The following is a 23,227-nucleotide window of genomic DNA, read 5'->3' as shown; positions in this document are numbered from 1 at the left end:
TTTAACTAGTTAATATCTTATTTTAGACGTTTATCGATTGTTCCATCCGGTAGCATATTGTCTGGATGGTACCTCCCCGTTTCTTCCATTTGGTAGCGTACGCAACTTTTATAGTCACCATGACAATAATTTTCTATCCACTTTTTATCTAATTTACCCTCATCATAATATCTCTTCATTGGACAAACTAAATACCATTTGCAAGTCATAATAATATTCTCCTCGTTTTTTTGAGTTTCTTTTTTATCCCTTCTTTTGGAAAAGAACTAAATACTCATTTTGATTTGTTTTCTTCAAATGATTTTTGTATTAGACTCTTGGCATTTTGAAATCTCTCGAGACTATCGATTGTTAACTCAACATCTCCAACTCCCAAGTGTCCGATATTTGAAACATCACGAACATATTCAGCAGGACTCTCTAAATCTCTATAATTCAATTTCAGCCAAACACGAAGTCCACTTTTGTGAATATGAACACAACAAAAAATGTTATTACCATGTGTATATTTTATATAGTGTTTAAGGGCTTCTCTTTGGACTACACTTGGATCAAGTTCTCTACAAAATTTATCAAACGTCTTAAATAACTCTACGACTTCTTGCGGTTTTCCATTTAAGTGATGTTCTTCGTTATACTCTTTTACTTTAGATTCTGATGAAGAAACTGGCTTTTTAGTATATTTATAAGTTGAAGGTATTTCTGTTTCCGATGGTTGGGACCAAAGCATCTTGAGGGCTTTCTTGATTTGAGCTGGTTTGATGGAGTCGTCCTCCAGGGTTGAGCGTATAAGCTTAATTAATGTGTTTGGGGGATCCGTAAAGAGTTTATCTAAAGCTTTTCTTATCTTTCCTGTTGTAAAGATTTGTTCACCAATCTCATCAAGCAGACCTTTAGCCATTGAATCACGTGAGAAACGTGCAAATTGTTCTGCAACTTGCTGAATCGACATTCCTTCGGTTTCTTTTGGATCAAGAGAAATTTCAAAAAGTAGTTTTTTCGGAGCCTCTGTCTTTTCGGTACTATGGTAAACCTTATAGTTAATACCATTGGTAAGGATACACCATTCCACACCCGCATTGGCAGCGTAACCAACTACCTGAGTAATAGCTTTGACATCTGTAAGTGGATCATTTAAGGCTTTCGCTTCAATGAATAAGACAGGCCTGCGGTTTATTTTGGCAGCATAGTCAACAGACTTTCCATCAATAGTGGGATACTCAAGTTCCACTTCATCCGGATCTCTTATATCCCACCCGAGAGCTTCGAGTAATTGATCTACAAATATTGTTCGCGTTGGATATTCTTTAAGACCATGCTTTCGGTACCTATTCAGTTTCATACGAAGGTCTTCAACACATTTAATTACTGCATTTATTTTTATAGAATCCATTTTTTCCATCTCCTCAAGTTTCTGGATAATTCTAATTTACTTTATTCCACGGTTTCTTTCAGCTTCTCTCAGCACTTCGCCGTTCTCTTTCACAGCTTCGTAAGCTCCGTTAATTACAGCCGATTTTATTTGCCCTTTGGCAGCAGAGTTGCCTTGTAATCCAACTGCATCTAAAATTCCTTCTTTTACCGCTAAATAGAGAGTTTCTGGGTCAGTCAAAGGATCCTCTTTTTGAGGGGAGATACTTTTAATTTTTTCTATTATGACCATAGCTTCTTCTTTCAATAAATTAACCCTTTCTTTGATCTCAGGGTCGCTGGCAAAATCAGGTAATCCACGAGAGGCTAAAGAGTTCGCCCTTTTTACCATTTTTACACTTTCTATTATTTCTTTTGAAGTTGCCCTTTTCATGGCTTCGCAGTACGCTACCACGTGGATTATATGTGGTTGTAAGTAAGATGAATAAAACATCGAAGAAACAAGTTGTCCCATAGCGCTGTTGGGGTCGGCTGGAAAAGAAAGAAGCCCCGTTCTTACCATCCTGTAAGGTGTAAAGGCTTCATCTTTTAGTGTTTCTACCAGTTCTAATTTGGCTAAAGACTTAGCTATATCCATCTTTGGAGATAACTTTGGCGGGGTGTTCATCATATATTGTTGAACATACCATCTTACCCCAAGCTTTTTAGCTACATAAGCAGCTAAATAAGTAGTTGCGACTGCTAAACTGTCGTGCGCGTACCTTAGTTCCCATTGGTGAGCGTCGTTAATTTCTACAGGGATACCGTTCTCTGCGTTCCACTTTATTCCTTCCATATTTTCTTTTATCGCATCTAATAAGTTCCTTTCAGACCTTCTATCAAGTTCAGAATACCAAAATATAGGTATCGCTGCCCATGCGTTGTTGATAGTTTTTTTTAGAACTTGAGAAAATTCGACCATGTGGTTGGTTCCAGAGTAACATCTTACCAAAGGATAATTGCCTCTTCTACTTGCTTCATACATGGCAACAAAGTCTTTTTCATTTCTAATGGGAGCTCCTCCAGCTCCGTCTTGGTTGGGGTCCATCTTTTCTTGCTCAAAAAAGTATTGTTGGCAGTTTTGATCCGGCGCCAAAGAGATGATATCCAAAAGTTCAGATTCTGCAAGTCTTTTGATCTCCTCGATGGTTTCCTCCATTGTTTGAAGTCCTATATGGTGCCTAATTAACGGATATGGGGATTTAAATGCAATTCTTTCGGCTAATGTGGAAGGAAAATTTTTCTCTTCTTTATATTTGATTTGACCTCTTAAAAACAAAACTACATCTTCTTCTTCCTCTGAACCATCAAAGATCTTTTTAAAGAAATCGTATTTTTTTGCAACCTGTGAGGTTTCAACCGTTCCTCCAAAGATAAAATCGATTTTCTCATAATTTTTTAATTGTTTTATCTTTTCTATAAATTCCTTTATAAGATTTTCGAAAGCATCGGCTCCCAAACGGTAACTTATTGACACAATATCGGGGGTTTCTTCCTCTATGGTTTTAATAATTTGCTCAATCGGAACCGCTCCACCTAAGTAGATAACATCATACCCTTCATTTCGTGCCAATTCCAAAAAGTTTAAAATACCTGCTGTATGTACGTCACTTCCCATAGAAGCACCAAGAATTTTTTTCATGATTCTCCCTCCTCAACAAGTCTTATTATATCTTCTATACTCATTCCTTCTAAACCTAAATCTTTTACTGTTCTACCCTCTTTCCAAAAATTTTTTCCCATCATTATATTGGCAAGATTTATAATAGAATCAATCACAGGTGTCTTCACACCATACTCTTCTCCAAAAGAAGAGATAGGTACAAGACTCATTGGAAGATCTTCAAGAATATATCTATTATCCAACGTTGGTGGTGCATATATGCCTCTATAACCAACATTGTTCCTAATAGCTTCGTATAGAGAGTTTCCTCTTACATCGTATGCATAGTTTAGCCAATCCTTTGCAGTCATAGGTTCCGCGTTAAAAAGCTCCATAACCTTACATCTTTCCTCATCTATCTTTTCCAAAACTTTTGCTACGGAAGGGGAGATCCCTTCGAAGTAGAATTCAAACTTTCCTGCCGTTGTTTCAACCCTTGCTGCGTTCAGTATTAATGTTGCCGGGTGAAAAACAACGCCAATATTGTTAAAACTAGTGTAAATTACATTCTTAACTATTTCAAACTCAGGTATTGCATTACACAATACTTCTTCTAATTCGGCATTTCTGGTGGCGGGTAGTGCAGAAACAGGAACGGCATTTTTTATTCTAAACACTTTAGCCACCCCTGGATTGGACATTCTTGAGGCAAAAATGAAAGTTTGGGCTTCAGCTACTATAACGTCTTTTTTCACGGTCTCTTCTTTCAATACATTGTTGAATTCTAAAGCACCACCTGTCCTGCCAGGGTTCAACACTATTATTTGACCATCTTCTAAATAAGGAGCCATCCTCTTTGCTATCTCTTTATGTGCGAAAGCAGGAACAACTACCATAATCAACTTTCTGCCCTTTATCGCTTCTTCCATATTTGTTGTGGCAAAAGATATATGATATTCACCTACTACTTGACCTTCTATTTTTATTGAATGTGAGTCTATGATGGGAGATATTCTTCTTTTTGATCTATTAAAGAGAGATACATCGAACCCTTTCATAGCTAAATATCCAGCTAATGCCTGGCCTCCATTCCCCGCTCCAACTACCGCTATCTTAACCATGTAACCACCTCCATATTGTAATTCACTGTGTAGATATATATTATAGCAAGATAAATTGATTGTTGCAAAAATTACCTTTTCATTATATATTTTACATCATTTTTAGAAAATTATTTATGTTGTCTTTTAAAGCTCTAAAACTTGCTTAGCGCTCTTCCTCTAGCACCCACCCATGAGGAATTATAAGGGCTTAGCATGAATTTTAAGGGATTAATTGAAAATTAAAAGTTTACTTGACATTACACTCTAATTGGAGTATGATACTCAATAAGGAGTATTAATTATGGGACGGAGGGATACAGATTGCAAACTTTATGGTTTTTTATAATCGTTGGATTCCTTGCCCAAGTCGTAGATGGGGCTTTGGGAATGGCTTATGGTACTATTTCAAATGCTTTATTGTTATCCGCTGGTGTACCTCCCGCTATCTCAAGTGCTTCAGTTCATTTTGCTGAGATTTTCACAACATCTATATCCGGATTTTCTCATCTAAAACTTGGTAACGTTGATAAGAGCCTTTTCAAAAAACTTTTAATACCTGGTATAGTAGGAGGAGTTTTGGGGGCTTATATCTTGACAAATATAGACGGAGACAAAATCAAACCGTTCATTGGTATCTATTTATTGATTATGGGGATAAGAATATTGTACAAAGTTACCACCATGCATAAACATTCCGAAGAGAAAATTACGAGAAGGAGACATTATTCAATCTTAGGTCTTTTAGGAGGTTTTTTTGATGCCATTGGAGGTGGAGGATGGGGACCAATCGTCACATCAACGTTAGTTTCTGATGGAAAGAATCCGAGAAAGACTATAGGTTCAGTGAATGCTGCCGAGTTTTTTGTCACTATTTCTGAAGTTGTGACATTCTTTGCCTTGCTATCACAATTCAATTGGAGTGTTATTATTGGATTAATTATTGGAGGGAGTTTAGCAGCTCCAATCGCCGCTTTGATAACCAAGAAAATTCCTGCTAAAGTGTTGATGATTTCTCTCGGTTGTATTATTACTTTTCTAAGCATTAGAATGATCGTATTTTAATTTCAATCGGACAAATAATTATAGACTATTGAATTAAAGAAGTCCGTAATTTTGTTGATTTTTAACATTTTATTGCTACTTATAAAAATCCCATGGCTGGCGTGATTAGCATCATCAGGACCAATGTCGTTATCGTGTGTGTAAATGCTTTCATTACCTATGCTACCTTGACATCTCCAAGATAGATCATCAAAGTAAACAATCAAATCGGGGGGAATATTATTTACCTTATTATAAATTTTTTGGGGTTCATAGACCTTTGTATCCATCGCATTGCCATCTTCATTCTTAATGTCTTTCAGCTCTTTTATAAGTTTAGTTTTGAAATTATCTAATTCATTTTTTTCAATTACTCCCAAAGGTTCCCTGCCTTTTATGTTAAAAAATAGCTTGCCATGGTAGCCACCATTTCCCCACACCTTGGTTTTACTCCAATCTATCTTTTTTTCTCTTATCACTTTGTTTATAGAAACAGGTTTTTTTGGATACTCTTTTAAAACCAAATAACCTTTCTTGAAGAGCCAATCGTTAATGGCTATGCCACCGTACATAGGTTTTATGCCGTGATCGGATACTATTATAACGTCGAAATCGCCTTTTATACCATTCAAAAATTCTCCTATCTTTTTATCTAAGTGAATATAATAATCTCTAATAGCTGAATTAAATTTGCTTTTTATATATTTAGGATGTTTTTTATCGTGCAAAGCCCAAAATCCGTGGTGAATTCTGTCTGTCCCCATTTCAACCATGACAAACAAATCCCAGGGTTTGTTTCTTGCTAAATAATTCGCAATTTTAAAATGATTATCCGTCATTTCGTAGATATCTTTTAACAATCTTTCTTTATCTTCGGTTCTGAAATCATTTACATCAAAAATGAAATGCCCTGTATTGGCTAGTAATTCATTTTTTAAATGTTTTGGATAGGTATAATTAGATTCAAAAGAGGGCGTTAAAAATCCGGTAATCATATGTCCTTTCAAAGGAGAAGGGGGGTAAGTCAACGGTACGCCTATCACGATGTTTTGCTTGCCTTTTTGTGTAAAAATATCCCACAATTTTTTATATTTCACGCTTTTGGAAGAAACCAACGAGAAAGAGTGATAATCATAATTTTGCCTATTTGTAAAGCCGTATATTCCAAGCTCACCAGGATCTTTACCTGTAAACATGCTCATCCAGGCTGGTACAGTTATTGGAGGAATAGTCGACTCTAATGCATTGTAAACTCCATTTTCCATAATTTTTTTTAAATTGGGTAAATCATCAAAAAACTCATCAAAGATTAAATTTGGTGAAGCACAATCTAATCCGATGATTACGATTTTTTTGTTCATTAAGACACTTCCTTTAAAGAAGCTATAGACAAATAATAACATAAAGATCTTTCAAAAAGAAAAACCTTTGATTAATCAAAAACGACGTGATATAATACAGTTAAAAGAATCATTTGGAGAGTGACTTTCATGTCTGATAAGGTGACCTTAAAAATACCAAAACCATTGTATGATAAACTTAAATCTATAATAGAAAATACTGGTTATTCAAGTGTTACAGAGTTTGTTGTGTTTGTGCTTAGAGATTTGGTATCTTCTGAGGAGATCCAGCAAACCAAAAAGAATAACAAATCAACTAACCAAATTGAAACATTGACTGAAGAGGAAATAAAGGCGATTAAAAAACGATTGAAGAATTTGGGATATTTAGATGAGTGATATCAACTATTCACTGCATCTATAATCAGAGCCTAGATGCATAGTTTCTAACATAATTTTCTAGTATCCCTATTTTCTCTATTTTAACTGCCACCTTATCTCCAACATTCATTGGTCCCACCCCTGAAGGTGTACCTGTGGCAATTACATCACCAGGATTCAAGGTCATTATTTTTGATATGAAACTTACGAGTTTTTCCATAGAAAAGATTAATTGGTTAGTATTTGAGTTTTGCTTGATTTGATCGTTGAGTAAAAGTTGAATATTTAGGTTACTTGGATCAATATCTGTTACAATTGTGGGACCAAAGGGCGCAAAAGTATCAAAGGATTTTGCTCGTGTCCATTGTCCATCTTTCTTCTGTAAATCCCTGGCGGTAACATCGTTAAAGCAAGTATATCCTAAGATATGTTCTTTTACTTGGTCTTCTTCTATGTCTTTGATTTTGTCTTTAATTACAACTGCCAGTTCTGCCTCATAATCTACTTGATTGCTCATTTTTGGGTATATAATACTTTCTTTTGGCCCAATCACAGCCGTTGACGGCTTTATGAAGAGAACCGGTTCTTCTGGAATTCTATCCTTCATTTCTGCCGCATGATCTCGATAGTTTAAGCCAACGCAAACGATCTTGCTAGGATTACAAGGAGCCTTTAACGTAACCTCAGTGAACGGATAGATATTATCGGTAACTGTGAATTCGTCAAAGATATCGCCGTTAATAACTTTTATAATGTTTTCTTCCAAAACGCCGTAACTTATTTTTCCATCTTTTTGAAATCTGACGAGTTTCATAATTTTACCTCCGTTTTTGTTTTTGATAACCGCCTTGAGAAATTCTAAAACCTTGTATATAGCGCCCCTTCACCAGATACTTCGTTGTGTTCTTTTATATATTTTTCAAGGGTTTTAATGTCTCTGTATTCATTATACATCCAATCTGAGTATTTTAAATCATCCGGAATAATTGATTTCATTTCTTCTAAATCGTCTTTTGTTGTCATGGGTGGGTATAGTGTGGTTCTTAAAATCAGATCACCTTTGAAATCTTTTAGTAGATTTAAGCTTTCTTTTAGTATAACACAATTTCCACCGATAGTTTTATACTTTTGGCAGCTGGTTTTTATGTCTATCGCTATCATATCTACAATATCTATAACCGTATTTAAAACTTTTGGATTGTGACCATTGGTATCAAGCTTTACTAAAAATCCCATATCTTTTATTTTAATGATAAAATCTCTTAAATCTTTTTGTAAAGTTGGTTCCCCTCCAGTGATGACAACCCCTTCTACAACTCCGACTCTTGATTTCAAATAAGAAAATATATTTTCTTCGTCAACCAATTTGCCTGTGAAAAAAACTAATTCAGGATTATGGCAATAGGGGCATCTTAGATTACAATAGGGACAAAATAGCACGGCAGCTATTTTGTCCGGGTAATCAATAAAGCTTACTTTTTGCATAGATGCGATTTTCATACTCTGTACTCAAGCCTTTCTTTGAATTCTTGTTGCTTTCCTTTATTCCAACTTTTCACAGGCCTGTAATATCCAACAACCCTTGAATAAACTTCGGTAGGTTTGCCACAAATGGGACATTCAAAATGTTCTCCTGCAATGTAACCATGGGTTTCGCAAATGGAAAAAGTTGGCGTTATAGTCATATATGGAACTGGGTATTGACTAAAAGCTTTTTTAATAAAAGTTTTTAGAGTACTTGCTTGGGGTTTTTCCTGCAAAAAGATATGTACTACTGTACCGGATGTGTATAAAGTTTGTAATGGTGCTTGATGCTCAAGTACTTCAAACGGGTCTTCAGTGATTCCAACTGGTAAAAATGTCGAATTTGTGTAGTACGGTTCATCGTCACCTGAAGTTATTATGTCAGGATAAAGTTGTTTGTCTTTTTTAGCTAACCGATAAGATGCTCCTTCTGCAGGTGTTGCTTCTAGGTTGTATAAATTTCCAGTTTCTTCTTGATAATCTTTCAAAACTGATCTCATATAATTCAAAACTTCTATTGCAAATTCTCTTCCTTCGTTGGTTTCAATACCTCTCCCCATGAAATTTAAAAGTGACTCATGCATTCCTATTATTCCTATGGTTGAAAAATGGTTGTTGAAATGGCCCAAATAAACTTTTGTATAGGGCATAAGATTTTTGGAAAGATTTTCTTCTATCACGTATCTTTTTATTTCTAAAGAAGTTTTAGCCAAATCCATCATTGATTTTAAGTTTTCAAAATATTCTTCTTTAGTTTTAGATATATATCCTATTCGAGGAAGATTGATTGTTACTACACCTATGGAACCTGTTTTGTCTGCTGAGCCAAAAAGGCCCCCACCTCTATTTTTTAATTCCCTTAGATCGAGTTGTAACCTGCAGCACATACTTCTTACATCGCCCGGGTTCAATGAACTTGAGATGAAGTTTTGGAAGTAGGGTAACCCATATTTGGCTGTAGCTTCCATCAATAAATCGACATTTTCACCTTCCCAATCGAACTCTTTGGTAATATTGTAAGTTGGGATGGGGAAAGAAAAAATTCTGCCATTTGCATCTCCTTCAAGCATAGTTTCTAAGAAGGCTTTGTTCACCATATTCATCTCTTTTTGATAATCTCCATATACTCCAATTTCCTTTCCGCCAACAATTGCAGGTTCGTTTTTTAGATCATCAGGAACTGTCCAATCAAGTGTAAAGTTTATAAAAGGTGGTTGCGATCCCCATCTAGAAGGTACGTTCATTGCGAAGACCATTTGTTGAATGAACTGTTTCACCTCATCATAACTTAATTTATCCGCTCTTACAAAGGGTGCGAGCAAAGTGTCTACAGAGTTAAAAGCCTGGGCACCTGCAAATTCCATTTGCATAACACCCAAAAAATTCACCATTTGTCCAGTTAAGGCGGAAAGGTGTTTGGCAGGCTTGGCATTGATTTTCCCTTCTACACCCCCAAAACCTTTCTTTATTAGATCCATAAGTGACCATCCGGCACAGTAAGCGACTATACCATGGGATAAGTCATGAATATGTAAAGCACCTGATGAATGAGCCTGTGATATTTCTGAAGGGTATATTTCGTTTAACACATAATTTGCTAAAGCGCTCCCAGCTAAGTGTAAGTACAAACCCGGATAAGAATAAGTAGTGTTTGAATTTTCGTTGGTTCGCCAGTCTTTCATTTCGATATATTCATTTATCGTTTTCCTTACATCAAAACTCATTTTTTCTGCATTTGAATAATTCTCTACACTGCGTTTTTTTTGTTCTTTAATTAAATTTTCTTTCCTTAATTCTCCTTCTTGGCGTTTATTTATAGTTACTGGTTTCAACAACAAACTGTCTTTGATAGAATCTAAATCCATATTTTTCAACCCCCTTATAGTTAAATGTCAAAATGTTTTACAAAAGACTCAATTTATTGTGTTATATTTTATATCATACCACTGTATATTGTATTTGTCAATGTTGTTTATCTTACAAAAAAATGGTATAATACAAAAAGTAATTTTACTTAGACTCATAAGAAATTTGGGGGGGCCACAGGGCGAAGGGGTACTAAAAGAGGCTTTAGAATTTTAGAGAGAGTAGAAGAGAAATTACTTGGGAGGGATTCTTATGAAAAATGATTTTTTAGGGAGAAGTTTAACGGTTATGAATGATTTAACGGTTGAAGAGCAGTTATTTCTTTACAACCAAACAAAAAGGCTAAAAGCAAAATGGGCAAATAAAGAAGATCTTACTGAGTTTCAAATAAAAAATCAAACAGGTATTTATATAGTATTCCTCGAATCAAGTACCAGAACCAAAGAATCCTTCATTAATGCTTCTAAATTCCACAAAAACGCTAAAATCAACATCTTCGAATCAGAACACTCCTCGTTTAATAAAAATGAAAGTTATATAGATACCTTCAATATGTTAACGGGCTATTCGGATTATTCTATATTCATTATCAGATCAAAACTGGAAGGTACATGTAAGTTATTAGACGAAAAGGTATCAGAATTTGCTTCAAGGCATAACCTACCACATCCTTCTTTTATAAACGCCGGAGATGGTAAGCACGAGCATCCTACTCAAGAGATATTAGATGAATTCACATTTTTAGAACAGATGGATTTCAGCAACGAGTACATTCATATAGCCTTATTGGGGATCTTCTTCATGGAAGAACGGTCCATTCCAAAGTGGAGGGTTTAAAAATATTTAAAAATGTTGAGGTTGATTTGATAGCCCCGGAAGAATTACAGATGCCAAAACACTATATTAGCAAAATGAAGCAAAAAGGGTACAACGTTAGAATCTTTTCTTCCATAGAAGAGTACCTAAAACAAGGTAAAAAAGCGAACATTTGGTATTTCACAAGGCTTCAATTAGAACGAATGGGTGAAGATATTCTAGAAAAAGAACATATTTTGAGAAAAAGTGTGACTTTTACAAAAGAATTTCTCCCCCTTATTTCCGAAAACGTAAAATTTTATCACCCCCTCCCTCGTCATAAAACTTACCCCACTATCCCAACCTTTTTAGATCCCTTACCGCTTAACGGCTGGGAAAAACAAGCAATAAACGGATATTGGACAAGGATAATCTTACTTTCTATGTTTGGTGGTGCATTGACTGCTCCCTTTGATACCTCAAGAAAGAATGTTGAAATTAATGAAGAGGATTTCATTATCCCTGCTCCGATAAAGGATGGTAAAAAAGGGTTGTTGAGCGAAGGAAAAAGAGGGATCAAGCCGATTGAAAATGGGACGGTAATAGATCACATAGCCAAAGGGCAAAAGTCGGAAAAGATATATGAGACTATCATGAAGATTAGGAAGATTTTGAAGTTTTATAATATTGATAGTGCAGACGGAATATTTAGATCAGCCGATGGTAGATTAAAGGGTTATATCAGTTTGCCCGACGTTCATCTATCAAAGAAAGAAATAAAAAAGCTTTCAGCTATATCTCCAAATACAACTGTGAATATTATTGAAGGTGGAAGAGTAAAAGAAAAATACAGAATTTCTTTACCGCCTATTATATACGGTTTCGAAGAGTTAAGGTGTAAAAATGAAAACTGTATAACCAACCCTCAAAACAACGAAAACGTACAGGTCTCTTTCATTAGAAATGAGGAGAATGAGTTAATATGTGAATATTGTGAAACCCCTCATACCTTTGAAGAAATATGGCGCTTTTAATAGTAAAAAATCTTTTTTTATCTTTGTTTTTAATCTTTTAATATTTTTGTGATAAAATTTAGTCGAAGGGTAGAGACTAAAGAAGGGGGATTTTTTTGAGAAATATCGTTTTTGATTTGGGAAATGTCCTTTTTAAATTCGATCCTGATGAGATTTTAGATGGTTTTTTCAAAGATCCGCTTATAAAAAGGAAGTTAAAAGAGGCTGTTTTTAAAACAAGCATATGGAAAGAATTGGATAGGGGAACCTTGTCTTTTGAGGAAGCCAAAAAGATTTTCATCGAGAAAAATCCTGATTTAAAAGAAGAAATAGATATATTGCTCAAAGACTGGAAGAATTATCTTCATCCCATAACTGAAAACATAGAAATTCTACCTGAATTGAAAGAAAACAACAAACTTTTCATATTGTCTAATTTTCATGAAGAGGCCTTCAATTATATAAGAGGGAAATACTCTTTTTTCGATATCTTTGATGGAATGATTATTTCCTACAAAGAGAAGCTATTGAAACCCGAAAAGGAAATTTATCAACTTTTGCTTAATAGGTATAATTTGAAACCAGAAGAAACTTTTTTTGTGGATGATATTGTTGAGAACATAATGGCTTCCGAAGAAGTTGGAATTAAAGGTATATTATATACGGATCCTGAATCCTTGAGAGAATTGTTAAAAAGAATAGGAGCCTTATAATTGTGAAAGGAGGCAATGAAGTGGATAATGTTTTTGATAAACATTGTGTATTTATCACTTCAACCGGAAGGACAGGTACGAGATTCCTAGCAAAAAGTTTATCAAAAATGGTTGAAGATTGTTATGCGGTCCATGAACCTGCAAATGTGTTTATTAAAGATCTAAAAAAATGGAGTGATGATATAAAAAGGTTCGGTTTTTATCAAATGACCGTGGGGCAGTTTTTACCTTCCAAATCCATGTGCAAGTTGAGTACTTACAGGAGAAGAGGAAAAATAACAGATGAAAAAACTAAAGAGTATATAAAAGGTTTGAGAAAACAGATTTTGGAAGAAACAAAAGAAAGCTTATACGTCGAATCAAGTAACCATCTTCACGGAGTTATAGATCTATTGGGAGATGTCTTTCCCAATAGTAAAGTCGTGTTTATTATAAGGGATCCAAGAACATGGATCCGTTCAGCCATAAGTTCTCCTGTTTATTTATTGTATAGTAAAGTTGATTTTTCATTTTTGGGAATGAGCATGAGAGCTTTCCATTTCAAAGATGATCCTTACTCGACGAAATGGAATAGTATGAGCAAATTTGAAAAGTTTGCCTGGTATTATAATAAACTGAATACCTTGGTATTGGAATCTATGAAAAATAAAAATAATTTCAAGTTATATCGCTACGAAGATTTGTTTCTCAGCGAGGAAAGAGAAAAAAATTTTATGGATCTATTGGAATTTTCCACGAAGTTTGACGATGGATTCAGTAGAAAGTATACTTTTGAGCCTTCTTTCCTAAAGAAGAAAATAAACTCTGCGTCGGATGAGTATAAGATACCACATTGGAAAAATTGGGACAAAAAGAGGGCTCAGATACTTCAAAAACATTGTGGGAATTTGATGGATATGTTTGGTTATGGAAAGGAACCCGAGTGGTTAGAAAAGTTGAATTCGAATTATAAAGAAGAGTATGCCTAATTTATAGGGGTATTAAATGATTTCAGAAGATCTTAAACTCAGCTTGTACGCAGAAGGATGCGATATTAAGCAAAATGAATTTCTCAAATATTATACGAGTTTTAGAATAGGTGGACTTGTTCCATATATATTATTTCCAAAAACTCTAAATGCTTTTATAAATGCTTTATCGCAATTAGTTAAAAGGAGCATTCCTTTCAGAATTATAGGTCAAGGAACCAACCTCATCGTAAGTGATGAGCCTTTAAAATTTGTGGTACTTTCCACGAAATACTTAAATAAAATGAATTTTGAAGAAAAAAATAATATGGATTTGATTGTAGAAGCACAGAGCGGAGTGTCTTTATCTACTCTTTCTTTTTTGCTATCAGAAGATGGATACTCTGGACTTGAATTTGCTTGTGGTATTCCAGGAAGTGTAGGCGGTGGAGTTTACATGAACGCAGGAGCCTACGATGGTGAGATGAAGGATGTCGTTGTGGAAACAACGGTACTCGATTTAAAGGATGGAAAAATCAAGACTTTAAATAAATGTGATTTAGAGTTTGGTTATAGAACCAGTATTCTCCAGAAAGGTTCTTTCGTTCTTCTATCCACTAAATTCTTACTAAAAAAAGATGACCTTAAAAGGATCAAAAGTAAATTGATAGATTTTTCAATCCGCAGATGGGAGAAACAACCAATCGATTTACCATCTGCGGGAAGTATATTCAAACGCCCAAAACCAGATTTTTTTGTGGGTACTACGATAGAAAATTTAGGATTAAAAGGCTTTTCTATAGGCGAAGCTCAAATATCAACAAAACATGCAGGTTTCATAATCAACAAAGGTAACGCTACTTTCAACGATGTGATTTTATTAATTGAGTATGTAAAACGTATTGTAAAAGATAAATACAACGTCGATCTACAGGTTGAACCAGAGATTTGGGAATGAATTACGATTTTTTCTTTTTTTTCTTATTTTTTTTGTTAACTTTTATTTTGGCATGAGGATGTTCCTTTTTCAATTTTTCAAAATTATCTTCCGTATATGGAACAAAATCTACTTCAGTTCTAATTTTATCCGCTCTTACCACCTTGGCTTGTAACTTATCTCCGATCCTATAAACATTGCCGGTTCTTTCACCTTTCAACGTATTGTCACGTTCATCGTAAATGTAATAATCATCACTCAGCTCTGATATATGTATCAATCCATTTATCATTTTTTGGGGGATTTCTACGAATAAGCCAAATCGCGTGACGCCTGTTATGTAAACCCAAAAGACTTCTCCTATATGTCTTGAAATGTATTCAACTTTTTTCATATCTATTAGATCCCACTCAGCTTGGTCTGCGACCCTTTCCATTTCAGAGGAATTTTTAGCTATTTCAGGAAGCATTTCAGAATACTTCTTTATTTCTTTCTTTGAAAGGGTTCCTTTATGTTTGATGAACTCTTTCAACAATCTATGAACCACTAAGTCAGGGTATCTTCTTATTGGTGATGTGAAATGTGTATAGGATGATGAAGCAAGGCCAAAATGTCCCACGTTTTCCTCAGAGTACAACGCCCTCTTCATGGACCTAACAAGCATCATCTGAATATTTTTACTTAAAGGATGATTCTTTGTTTTTTCCAATATTTCCTGTAGGACCTTCGGATGAATATTTTGAGGAAACTTTACATTTATTCCCAACATATCTAGATAATTTCGCAACTGAAGCAATACATCAGGATCCGGATTTTCGTGGATTCTATATATAAAAGGTAAGCCTTGAACATCAAAGTATGAAGCAACTGTTTCGTTGGCCAAAACCATGAACTCTTCGATCATTTCTTCCGATATGCCTCTTTCCACAGGGATGATATCCTTTACATAGCCTTTTTCATCGAATTCAAAGTATACTTCGTTGCTTTCAATGTCAATTATCGAGCCTCTTTCTTTTCTTTTTGCACCAAGTATTTCCATCAGTTCTTTCATCATCTCAAGATCTGGCTTTAAAAAGCCTATTTCTTTTTTTACTTCTTCACTACAATTGTCAGATAGGAGTTCATTAACTTTTCTATAGGTCAATCTTTTGGTACTTCTTATCACTCCATTATATATTTTTGAGTTTACCAAGTTTCCATAAGGGTCAATTTCCATTAGTAGGGACATTGTCAATCTATCTTCACCTTCAACCAAAGAACATATCCAGTTGGATAACTCAAAGGGAAGCATTGGGATAACGGTGTCGATTAAGTAAACGCTTGTACCTCGTTTGTATGCCTCTCTATCAAGAGCACTGTTATTTTTTACATAATGAGATACATCTGCTATATGTACCCCGAGTAAATAATTACCGTTATCTAACTTTTTTATACCAATGGCATCATCAAAATCTTTTGCCGTATCACCATCGATAGTAAATATAGTTTCTTTTCTAAAATCTTTTCTTCCCTTAATTTCATTTTCAGAAAGTTTATTTGGAAGTTCTTTAGCCTCTTGTACCACTTTTGGAGGGAAGTAACCTGGCTCAGGTAAATCATGCTTGAAGATCACTATAGGCAAATCTATGGAAGGGTCATCTTTGTCACCAAGGACATCTACTATCTCGACCTCTGGCTTTTTCGTGGGAGATTGATATTTTGTTATCTGGGCTTTCACTATTTGACCATTCTTAGCTTTTCCTATACTTTCTGGGGCTACGTAAAAATCGGTGTTTATTTTTCCATCAATGGGTATAACGAATCCAAAGATCCCTTTTCTTACGAACTCACCTACTACATATTTTAACCCTCTTTTTAATATTCTAACTACCCTACCTTCTTTTAAATCCCGCCATTTGCCAATTGTTTCGACTAAAACTAAATCTTTATGCAAACTGATTCCAGAATTTTCAACCTTTACAGCAATTTCGCTTCCATCTGGGCATTGTACAAATGCCATATTTCCACTCTTTGTGAATTCAATAGTTCCAATAGCCATGTTTTCATCTAATTTTCTGTATCTGTTTTGTGAATCTTTAATTATTTTACCCTCACTTAGGAGTTTGTTTAAGGTTCTTCTAATGTTAGCCTTTTCCGATTTTTGAAATGCATTTAGATTTTCATATAGTTCTTTTTGTATCATAGGCTTTTTATCTATTATTTCTAATATTTGTTTTTCTAAGTTGTCTTCATTCATATTTAGCCTCCCTTCAATATATTATTATACTTTTTAAAAAAGCTAAAACTTGTTTCAGCGCCCCTGTAACCCTTTTAAATCAGAATCTTATTTTTAAACTTACTGATATCCTCTATCAGCGGCGTAAAAAGTTGCAAGTTTAGGATTGAAAGTTAGTTTTATGGTTCCAACTGGTCCGTTTCTTTGCTTACCTAGAATAAGTTCTGCTTCATGTTCATCATTTAAAGAATCTTTTCCAGGCTCATCTTTTTTTCTTTTGTAATATGAATCTCTGTACAAAAACATAACGAGGTCGGCATCCTGCTCAATTGCTCCTGATTCTCTGAGATCACTTAATCGAGGCCTTTTATCTTCTCTTTGCTCAACTGCACGGGAGAGTTGAGACAAAGCAACGACGGTGATATTTAACTCTCTAGCGAGCAATTTCAAGGATCTTGATATCTCTGTTATTTCTTGTTGTCTGCTCTCATAACCTTTAGATCTAGAAGTCATCAATTGTAAGTAATCGATAAAAATTACTTCTATGCCATATTCTCTTTTCATTCTCCTTGCTTTAGCCCTCAGCATTCTAGGAGTTAAATCTGGTTCGTCGTCAAAGATAAGTCTTGACTTTGATAATTCTCCTGCTTTTTGCACTAATTTTTCCCACTCTTCATCAGAAATTTGTCCAGTCCTAACCTTGTGTAAATCAACCTTTGCTTCAGAACATAAAATTCTGTTAGCTAACTGTTCTTTCGACATCTCTAAACTAAAGATTGCTACGGCAATATTTGCCTGTAAAGCCATGTTAGTAGCAATATTTGCGGCAAAAGAAGTTTTACCCATGGATGGTCTAGCGGCGATGATAATTAACTCAGATCTATGAAATCCTGAAGTCATCCTATCCAAAGATTTAAATCCAGTAGAAACTCCGGTAACGAGATCACCCTCGCCCTTTTGAGCTCTGTTTTTCAATTCTTCTATTTGTTCAAAAACATCATGCATTACGTTGGATAAAAGATCGTACGTTCTGGTTGCACGGGCCTCGGCTATGGAAAATATTCTCTTTTCAGCATATTCTAAAACCTCTTGGGCATCTCCAATATTTCTTACGGCATCAACTATCTCCGAAGATGCGTTTATTAAAGCTCTTAAAAGGGCTTTCTCTTTTACAATTTGGGTATAATACATCACATTAGCCGTTGTTGGGACAACCTGAGCTAAATAAATTATTGTATCTTCTCCACCGATTTTCTGTAAAAGGTTGGACTCTCTCAGTTTTTCAATAACAGATACGGTATCAACAGGTTCCCCTTTGTCAAAAAGCTCTTCCATAACTTTAAATATTATCTTATTATTTTCGTAGTAGAAGTCTTCCCATCTTACCTCTTCGATTACGTCAGGAAGTATGGAAGGGTCTAAAAAGATGCTGCCTATGACCGACTCTTCGGCTTCTTTACTATTAGGAGGGGTAAAAGAAGTAAGTTCCATTTGTATCCACCTCTCAAACTAATAAGCTCAAAAAATAAGATAATACAAAAATTCCCACACTTATCAAAAGGCCTAACAGTCCATTTTTGTCCATTTTTTTTACGTCTTCATCAGAACTTTTACTACCGTTTCTTATCATTTTAGCAGATCTCCATAAAAATACCGTTGAAATTATAAAAAGGATCATTGATATTACAAAAAGAGTGTTTATAAAAGCAAACATTAAAGTATCACCTTTTCAACATAAGGACTTGTAAAAGCCCTCAAAACAGAGGAGTAACCTAGCCTAAATCTTATCTTATCCCCTACTTTATACCTCACTTTAGATTCAGTTAAGTCTACGATCGTATGATCACTACTTGCATGGAGTATTTCAATATCGTCGTCCAACGGATGCATGCTAGTAGGATCAACATCTTGTTCCCCTACCGCTAAAATGCCTTTTATTCTATTGCCTTTGTCTTCAAATGTTGGTTTACGACCAAACGAATCATAACCGATGTTGCCATATGGGACGGAAGGTTTTTCTTTTAATTCCACAATTTCTGCTTCCAAGATTATCGTATCCTGCCTTGCACCTGGAACGTTGCGGTTGTTGGTTGCGTCCGTTCCACAGATGATTGATTCCCCCAATCTAAATTGGTTTATACCCTTTGGTAAACTTCCTTTTTCAATTAAAGGTAAGGCAGCGGTATTTCCACCGGAGATTATATCTAGAGTTCTTCCCGTTTCTTTTTGGATTTCTTCTTTTATTTTAACAAGCCTTCCCATATTAGTCTCATCGGGGATTACTCCACCAAAACACCCTAAGTTTGTTCCTATTCCAACAATCTCTATTCCTTCTATATCAAGGGCTTTTGAAATTTCAGAAACAGCTTTTTCAAACCAAACTCCTTCTCTTAGATCTCCAACGTCAACCATATAGATGACTTTAGATCTCTTGTTGAACTTAGAAGAAACGTTCCCCAATCTCTTAGTGATTTCTAAGTCACTCACTAAAGTATAATCAACATAATTTGCGACGTCATCAAGTTCAGAAATCATAGGTATTCGAAGTAACATAAAAGGTCCTTTTATACCAGAATTACTCATTTTCTTTATGTTTTGAATCCTTGAATCACCCAGTATTTCAATTCCAGATTCTTTAAGTGCACGAGCAATTGTAGGTTCACCACAAACTACTTTAGTGACACCTACCATTTCTACACCTGAATCATCACACAATGATTTTAAAAATCTTGCATTTTCTTGAATCCTTTCTAAGTAAGCGTAAACCTTTGGATACAAGGAAAATCCTCCTTTATTTAAAATTGCGGGCAATCTTGGCCCGCAATTATGAAAATTTTACTTACGTTAAAACGTCTAAATTTTGACCCTGATACAGTTCACCAACGGTTCTAACTAATTTCATCGAAATTCCAGTTTGTTTGTAAATTACAAAAGATAAAAGTTTTTCCATCTCTTCCTTGGACATTGTAGGACTCTGGTTAATGTTTTGACTACTCGTGTGAGGAAGTTGATCACTTCCATAATCAAAACTACTTAGATAAAGTGGCTTGTATTGTTGAGAGGATATAGGATCGATCAATTTGATCCCCCCTTTTTAATTCTGTTTTAGTACTTTTAAAATTTTAGAATCGTCTTCCCCGCTTTCTTCATATATTTTGTTCAATTCGTCAACAGACATCTTAGATATTTTCTCCAAAAGTTCTGGGACACCTTGAGATTTGCCAGGAACACAACCGTCTTTTCCAACCTCACCTTTGACAAACGCCTTTGCGAAGGCTGCACATCCAGGATAACCACAAGATCCACAGTCATTACCTGGCAATACGGCTTTAACAATAGCTTCTCTTGGATCTTCCTTTACTTCAAATTTTTTTGCAGCAAATGCTAAAAAAGTACCGGAAGCAAACCCTAAAATCCCTAATAATAACACCGAATAAACTATTGTGAGCACTGCAAAAAACACCTCCAAAGAAATTCTTTCTAATATTATTATATCACATATTAGTTATATGTTAATTTAAAAGTGTCGACAGTATTTCACTTATTTTCTTTCCATCGGCCCTTCCTTGAACCTTTTGAATTACTAATTTCATAACTTTGCCAAAATCTTTTTTTGATGTTGCATTAACTTCGTTTATAGTTTCTTCTATTATTTTTCTCAATTCTTCGTCAGAAAGCTGCTCAGGAAGGTAATCTTGCAAGATCTCAACTTCTTTTCTTTCTTTTTCAGCAAGATCTTTCCTATCTGCTTTTTCGAATTGTTCAATGGAATCTTCTCTCATTTTTATTTGTTTTTTTATCAACTGGACTATTTCTTCCTCTGTTAATTCAGAACCTTTTTCAACCTCTTTATTCTTAATCTCTGATATTATCGATCTAACCGCATTTAAAGCAAGGGTATTTTTTTCTTTCATATATTTTTTTAAATCATTATTTAATATATCTTTTAACATTTATCGTTCCTCCTTATTCAATGCTTCATTTCTTTTTTTTCTTAGATACCTCAATTCTAAAAAGAATATGATTATGCTTAGTATACCAAAGATTATAACATAAATATTTAAATTTATTTCAGAAAATTCACCCGCAAGCATAGTGAACAAAATATCCAAGATTTCATAAGCTAAAAGAAATAGACCGATAAAAGAAGAAACTATTATATGAGCAGATTTATGATACCATATTCTATTATCATTAGAAAAACCGTAGATCGAAATTAAGAATATAACAAAAAAAGAAAAGACGTAGAAAAAGTTTTTCTGTATATTTAGCAACATGAAAATAATCGATAATATTGCTATCAAAGAAAGTGTCAAGTTTTTGTGCTTCATAGGAAAATACCTCCCACAAAAAACACCAAATTAGCTATAAGATAAGCAACGACAGTGGTGTAAATAAAACTAAAAATAGCCCATTTCCACCCATTTGTCTCCGCTTTAATCGTGGCTAACGTTGCAAAACAAGGAATATAAGCCATAACGAAGAATATGAGTGCTAAAGCAGATGCTGGGGTTAATGCATTTTGTAAGGCATAGGTTAAAGAGCCTTCTCCAACATTAAAAATTGTGGCATAGGAAGACACAACTATTTCTTTTGCAGCGACACCAAAAATCAAGCCGGTGTTTATTCTCCAATCCCATCCCAAGTGATTGGTTAAAGGTTCAAACACTCTCCCTATAGAAGCGGCAAAACTACTGTTTATATCTGTTCCAAAATTAGGGAAGAAAGATAAAAGCCAAATTAGTACGGTGGCTATTAAAATTATGCCTCCAGCTTTTTGTAAAAAGTGCTTTCCTCTGTTCCATGTATAAATGGATAAATTTTTTAAAGTAGGCATCCTAAACCTCGGCAGTTCTATGATGAAGGGGATATCTTCTGATTGGGTAATGAATCTTTGTAAAAATTTTGAGGATATTAAGACTAACGCTATACTCGATAAATAGACTAGCAGCATTATAGTGGCTGCATGTGTTGAAAAGAATGCACTTATTAAAAGAATGTAAACGGGTAACCTTGCACTACACGATGCAAAGGGAAGGCTAAGAATTAAAGCCAATCTTTCTTTTTTATTGGCAATCGTTTTAGTAGAGATAATGGCTGGAACGTTACAACCAAAACCTAAAATAATAGACATAAAAGATCTACCACTTAATCCAAAATTCCTGGCAATTCTGTCAACTAAAAAGGCCGCCCTTGGTAAATATCCCGATTCTTCCAAGAATCCTAAGAAGAAAAATAAGATAAAAATCTGTGGAATAAAAACTAAAACACCACCAACGCCAGCTATAACCCCATCAACTAGTAGTGATTCCAACCAAGGAATAGTTACAAATTCGCTGATAGAATTACCCAAAAAAGTAAAAGCCGAATCCAGCAAATCCGATAACGGTTGAGCGAGGCTGAATGTTAGAGAAAACACTGCAAACAAAGCAAAAACATATATCAATATTCCCAAAATCTTATGTGTAAAAACGTGGTCTAAAATATCTCTCAAAGACCAGTCTATACCCTCTTTTATTATCGAAGAACTAACTAGATAAGAAATGAAATTAAACTTCCAATTTAAATATTTGTTTTTAAGATCTTCTATATCAAAATTTTCTTTTAACTCAGTCAAAAAATCTTGGGGAAGTTCTAAATCTTCACTTCCAAACTCTAAAAAATATATTGGTAACCAACTACTATCTATATAATTTTGATATTTTGAACTTATTTTAGGATACTTTGAAACTTTGTCTTGAAAAAAATTGATAAAATTCTCTATTTCTTCTGGATACATTATTTTCTTTTTTGTAAGATTTTTTTCTTTTGAAAGCTTATATGCTTCTTCTAAAAGTTCTTCCTTACCTTCACCTGTCTTGGCGGAAGTCAATATGACAGGGATGTTTAAAGTTTTGGAAATAGGGGATGGATCGATGATTCGTCCTTTTTCTCGAGCTTCATCTACGGAGTTTATAACCAAAATAGTCTTCACGCCTATTTCTATAAGTTGAAACAATAAAAACATAGAACTTTCCAAGTTCAAGGCATCTGCTACGACAATTACTATCTCTGAAGTATTACTTATTAAGTAATCTTTAGCAACTCTTTCATCTTCACTTTTAGCTGAAAGGGTGTAAACACCTGGAAGATCAACTAATTTAAAGGTTTTACCTTTATACTTAAAACTTCCTATTTTCTTCTCTACTGTAACCCCTGGCCAATTGGCAACATATTGTTTTGTGCCCGTTAAAAGGTTGAATAGAGAAGTCTTTCCAACGTTAGGATTTCCAATTATTGAAATCTCAGCTTCCTTGTCAACGGTTTCAACGTTATCTTTGAGGGTATCCTTGCTCATTC

General features: G+C 34.6%; 22 protein-coding genes and 1 pseudogene. 6 read left to right on the top strand and 17 right to left on the bottom strand.

The window, feature by feature from the left end; translation table 11 throughout:
- Positions 1-17: 17 nt before the first annotated feature.
- From NAAC61_RS00660 to NAAC61_RS00645, 4 genes are all read right to left on the bottom strand, one after another.
- A complete protein-coding gene (locus tag NAAC61_RS00660) occupies positions 18-209 on the bottom strand; it encodes a hypothetical protein (protein WP_041534071.1) in 192 nt (63 codons plus the stop codon).
- A gap of 65 nt (positions 210-274) precedes the next feature.
- On the bottom strand, positions 275-1,393 hold the full coding sequence (locus NAAC61_RS00655) for a DUF5655 domain-containing protein (RefSeq protein WP_202694936.1): 1,119 nt from the start codon (positions 1,391-1,393) through the stop codon (positions 275-277).
- A gap of 36 nt (positions 1,394-1,429) precedes the next feature.
- A complete protein-coding gene (locus NAAC61_RS00650; RefSeq protein ID WP_202694935.1) occupies positions 1,430-3,052 on the bottom strand; it encodes a cobalamin-dependent protein in 1,623 nt (540 codons plus the stop codon).
- On the bottom strand, positions 3,049-4,134 hold the full coding sequence (locus NAAC61_RS00645; protein WP_202694934.1) for an NAD/NADP-dependent octopine/nopaline dehydrogenase family protein: 1,086 nt from the start codon (positions 4,132-4,134) through the stop codon (positions 3,049-3,051). Before NAAC61_RS00645 ends, NAAC61_RS00650 begins: the two co-directional genes overlap by 4 nt.
- Before the next feature lie 303 nt (positions 4,135-4,437).
- Here NAAC61_RS00645 and NAAC61_RS00640 point away from each other — a divergent pair, with 303 nt between their 5' ends.
- Positions 4,438-5,178 (top strand): sulfite exporter TauE/SafE family protein, encoded by a 741-nt coding sequence (locus tag NAAC61_RS00640; RefSeq protein WP_202694933.1) that lies wholly within the window; start codon positions 4,438-4,440, stop codon positions 5,176-5,178.
- Positions 5,179-5,180: 2 nt separating this feature from the next.
- On the opposite strand, the gene NAAC61_RS00635 is transcribed toward NAAC61_RS00640, so the two are convergent.
- Positions 5,181-6,518 carry an alkaline phosphatase family protein gene (locus NAAC61_RS00635; RefSeq protein WP_121514999.1) on the bottom strand — a complete coding sequence of 446 codons (1,338 nt, stop codon included), beginning with the start codon at positions 6,516-6,518 and terminating at the stop codon, positions 5,181-5,183.
- 129 nt (positions 6,519-6,647) lie between these two features.
- Here NAAC61_RS00635 and NAAC61_RS00630 point away from each other — a divergent pair, with 129 nt between their 5' ends.
- Positions 6,648-6,896 carry a DUF5320 domain-containing protein gene (locus NAAC61_RS00630; RefSeq protein ID WP_041534070.1) on the top strand — a complete coding sequence of 83 codons (249 nt, stop codon included), beginning with the start codon at positions 6,648-6,650 and terminating at the stop codon, positions 6,894-6,896.
- Positions 6,897-6,921: 25 nt separating this feature from the next.
- Here the strand turns inward: NAAC61_RS00630 and NAAC61_RS00625 are convergent, their stop codons facing one another.
- Genes NAAC61_RS00625 through NAAC61_RS00615 form a run of 3 tightly spaced genes read right to left on the bottom strand, consistent with a single transcriptional unit; the run spans position 6,922 to position 10,267 of the window.
- Positions 6,922-7,692, bottom strand: coding sequence for a fumarylacetoacetate hydrolase family protein (locus NAAC61_RS00625; RefSeq protein ID WP_012208805.1), 771 nt, complete (start codon positions 7,690-7,692; stop codon positions 6,922-6,924).
- Positions 7,693-7,736: 44 nt separating this feature from the next.
- On the bottom strand, positions 7,737-8,378 hold the full coding sequence (locus NAAC61_RS00620; protein WP_012208804.1) for an anaerobic ribonucleoside-triphosphate reductase activating protein: 642 nt from the start codon (positions 8,376-8,378) through the stop codon (positions 7,737-7,739).
- Positions 8,375-10,267 (bottom strand): ribonucleoside triphosphate reductase, encoded by a 1,893-nt coding sequence (locus NAAC61_RS00615; RefSeq protein ID WP_012208803.1) that lies wholly within the window; start codon positions 10,265-10,267, stop codon positions 8,375-8,377. The genes NAAC61_RS00620 and NAAC61_RS00615 overlap by 4 nt, the downstream gene beginning before the upstream one ends.
- A 253-nt stretch (positions 10,268-10,520) precedes the next feature.
- Between NAAC61_RS00615 and NAAC61_RS11265 the strand changes: the two are divergent.
- From NAAC61_RS11265 to murB, 4 genes and pseudogenes are all read left to right on the top strand, one after another.
- Positions 10,521-12,097: pseudogene (locus NAAC61_RS11265) on the top strand (bifunctional aspartate carbamoyltransferase catalytic subunit/aspartate carbamoyltransferase regulatory subunit).
- A gap of 95 nt (positions 12,098-12,192) precedes the next feature.
- Positions 12,193-12,789, top strand: a complete 597-nt coding sequence (locus tag NAAC61_RS00605; protein ID WP_202694932.1) for an HAD family hydrolase — start codon at positions 12,193-12,195, stop codon at positions 12,787-12,789.
- A gap of 20 nt (positions 12,790-12,809) precedes the next feature.
- A complete protein-coding gene (locus NAAC61_RS00600; RefSeq protein WP_202694931.1) occupies positions 12,810-13,757 on the top strand; it encodes a sulfotransferase in 948 nt (315 codons plus the stop codon).
- A gap of 16 nt (positions 13,758-13,773) precedes the next feature.
- Positions 13,774-14,694: a UDP-N-acetylmuramate dehydrogenase gene (gene murB, locus NAAC61_RS00595; protein WP_202694930.1), complete on the top strand. Its 921-nt coding sequence runs from the start codon at positions 13,774-13,776 to the stop codon at positions 14,692-14,694.
- Between the two features lies 1 nt (position 14,695).
- Here murB and rnr read toward each other — a convergent pair whose 3' ends face one another.
- The 9 genes from rnr to feoB form a co-directional block, all read right to left on the bottom strand.
- On the bottom strand, positions 14,696-16,909 hold the full coding sequence (gene rnr / locus NAAC61_RS00590; protein ID WP_202694929.1) for a ribonuclease R: 2,214 nt from the start codon (positions 16,907-16,909) through the stop codon (positions 14,696-14,698).
- Between the two features lie 99 nt (positions 16,910-17,008).
- Entirely contained in the window at positions 17,009-18,379 is a 1,371-nt protein-coding gene (dnaB, locus tag NAAC61_RS00585) for a replicative DNA helicase (protein WP_202694928.1), read from the bottom strand.
- Between the two features lie 13 nt (positions 18,380-18,392).
- On the bottom strand, positions 18,393-18,518 hold the full coding sequence (locus NAAC61_RS10935) for a hypothetical protein (protein ID WP_273542551.1): 126 nt from the start codon (positions 18,516-18,518) through the stop codon (positions 18,393-18,395).
- A gap of 83 nt (positions 18,519-18,601) precedes the next feature.
- Positions 18,602-19,666 (bottom strand): alanine/ornithine racemase family PLP-dependent enzyme, encoded by a 1,065-nt coding sequence (locus NAAC61_RS00580; RefSeq protein WP_202694927.1) that lies wholly within the window; start codon positions 19,664-19,666, stop codon positions 18,602-18,604.
- Positions 19,667-19,727: 61 nt separating this feature from the next.
- Positions 19,728-19,967: a hypothetical protein gene (locus tag NAAC61_RS00575; RefSeq protein ID WP_103064957.1), complete on the bottom strand. Its 240-nt coding sequence runs from the start codon at positions 19,965-19,967 to the stop codon at positions 19,728-19,730.
- A 15-nt stretch (positions 19,968-19,982) separates the two neighbouring features.
- Positions 19,983-20,339: an RnfABCDGE type electron transport complex subunit B gene (locus tag NAAC61_RS00570; RefSeq protein ID WP_012208794.1), complete on the bottom strand. Its 357-nt coding sequence runs from the start codon at positions 20,337-20,339 to the stop codon at positions 19,983-19,985.
- Positions 20,340-20,400: 61 nt separating this feature from the next.
- Positions 20,401-20,841, bottom strand: coding sequence for a GatB/YqeY domain-containing protein (locus tag NAAC61_RS00565; RefSeq protein ID WP_202694926.1), 441 nt, complete (start codon positions 20,839-20,841; stop codon positions 20,401-20,403).
- Complete coding sequence (locus tag NAAC61_RS00560; protein WP_103064954.1) at positions 20,842-21,219, bottom strand: hypothetical protein; 378 nt, start codon at positions 21,217-21,219, stop codon at positions 20,842-20,844.
- Positions 21,216-23,225, bottom strand: a complete 2,010-nt coding sequence (gene feoB, locus NAAC61_RS00555; protein ID WP_103064953.1) for a ferrous iron transport protein B — start codon at positions 23,223-23,225, stop codon at positions 21,216-21,218. The genes NAAC61_RS00560 and feoB overlap by 4 nt, the downstream gene beginning before the upstream one ends.
- Between the last annotated feature and the right edge of the window lie 2 nt (positions 23,226-23,227).

Origin of the sequence: Petrotoga sp. 8T1HF07.NaAc.6.1, assembly GCF_016772115.1 — a bacterium.
Taxonomy (GTDB): domain Bacteria; phylum Thermotogota; class Thermotogae; order Petrotogales; family Petrotogaceae; genus Petrotoga; species Petrotoga mobilis.
This window is presented reverse-complemented; position numbering and strand designations above follow the sequence as displayed.

Coding starts and splice junctions, on each gene's coding strand:
- NAAC61_RS00660 (WP_041534071.1), bottom strand. CDS start 209: ATGACTTGCAAATGGTATTTAGTTTGTCCAATGAAGAGATATTATGAT.
- NAAC61_RS00655 (WP_202694936.1), bottom strand. CDS start 1,393: ATGGATTCTATAAAAATAAATGCAGTAATTAAATGTGTTGAAGACCTT.
- NAAC61_RS00650 (WP_202694935.1), bottom strand. CDS start 3,052: ATGAAAAAAATTCTTGGTGCTTCTATGGGAAGTGACGTACATACAGCA.
- NAAC61_RS00645 (WP_202694934.1), bottom strand. CDS start 4,134: ATGGTTAAGATAGCGGTAGTTGGAGCGGGGAATGGAGGCCAGGCATTA.
- NAAC61_RS00635 (WP_121514999.1), bottom strand. CDS start 6,518: ATGAACAAAAAAATCGTAATCATCGGATTAGATTGTGCTTCACCAAAT.
- NAAC61_RS00630 (WP_041534070.1), top strand. CDS start 6,648: ATGTCTGATAAGGTGACCTTAAAAATACCAAAACCATTGTATGATAAA.
- NAAC61_RS00625 (WP_012208805.1), bottom strand. CDS start 7,692: ATGAAACTCGTCAGATTTCAAAAAGATGGAAAAATAAGTTACGGCGTT.
- NAAC61_RS00620 (WP_012208804.1), bottom strand. CDS start 8,378: ATGAAAATCGCATCTATGCAAAAAGTAAGCTTTATTGATTACCCGGAC.
- NAAC61_RS00615 (WP_012208803.1), bottom strand. CDS start 10,267: ATGGATTTAGATTCTATCAAAGACAGTTTGTTGTTGAAACCAGTAACT.
- murB (WP_202694930.1), top strand. CDS start 13,774: ATGATTTCAGAAGATCTTAAACTCAGCTTGTACGCAGAAGGATGCGAT.
- rnr (WP_202694929.1), bottom strand. CDS start 16,909: ATGAATGAAGACAACTTAGAAAAACAAATATTAGAAATAATAGATAAA.
- dnaB (WP_202694928.1), bottom strand. CDS start 18,379: ATGGAACTTACTTCTTTTACCCCTCCTAATAGTAAAGAAGCCGAAGAG.
- NAAC61_RS10935 (WP_273542551.1), bottom strand. CDS start 18,518: ATGATAAGAAACGGTAGTAAAAGTTCTGATGAAGACGTAAAAAAAATG.
- NAAC61_RS00565 (WP_202694926.1), bottom strand. CDS start 20,841: ATGTTAAAAGATATATTAAATAATGATTTAAAAAAATATATGAAAGAA.
- NAAC61_RS00560 (WP_103064954.1), bottom strand. CDS start 21,219: ATGAAGCACAAAAACTTGACACTTTCTTTGATAGCAATATTATCGATT.
- feoB (WP_103064953.1), bottom strand. CDS start 23,225: ATGAGCAAGGATACCCTCAAAGATAACGTTGAAACCGTTGACAAGGAA.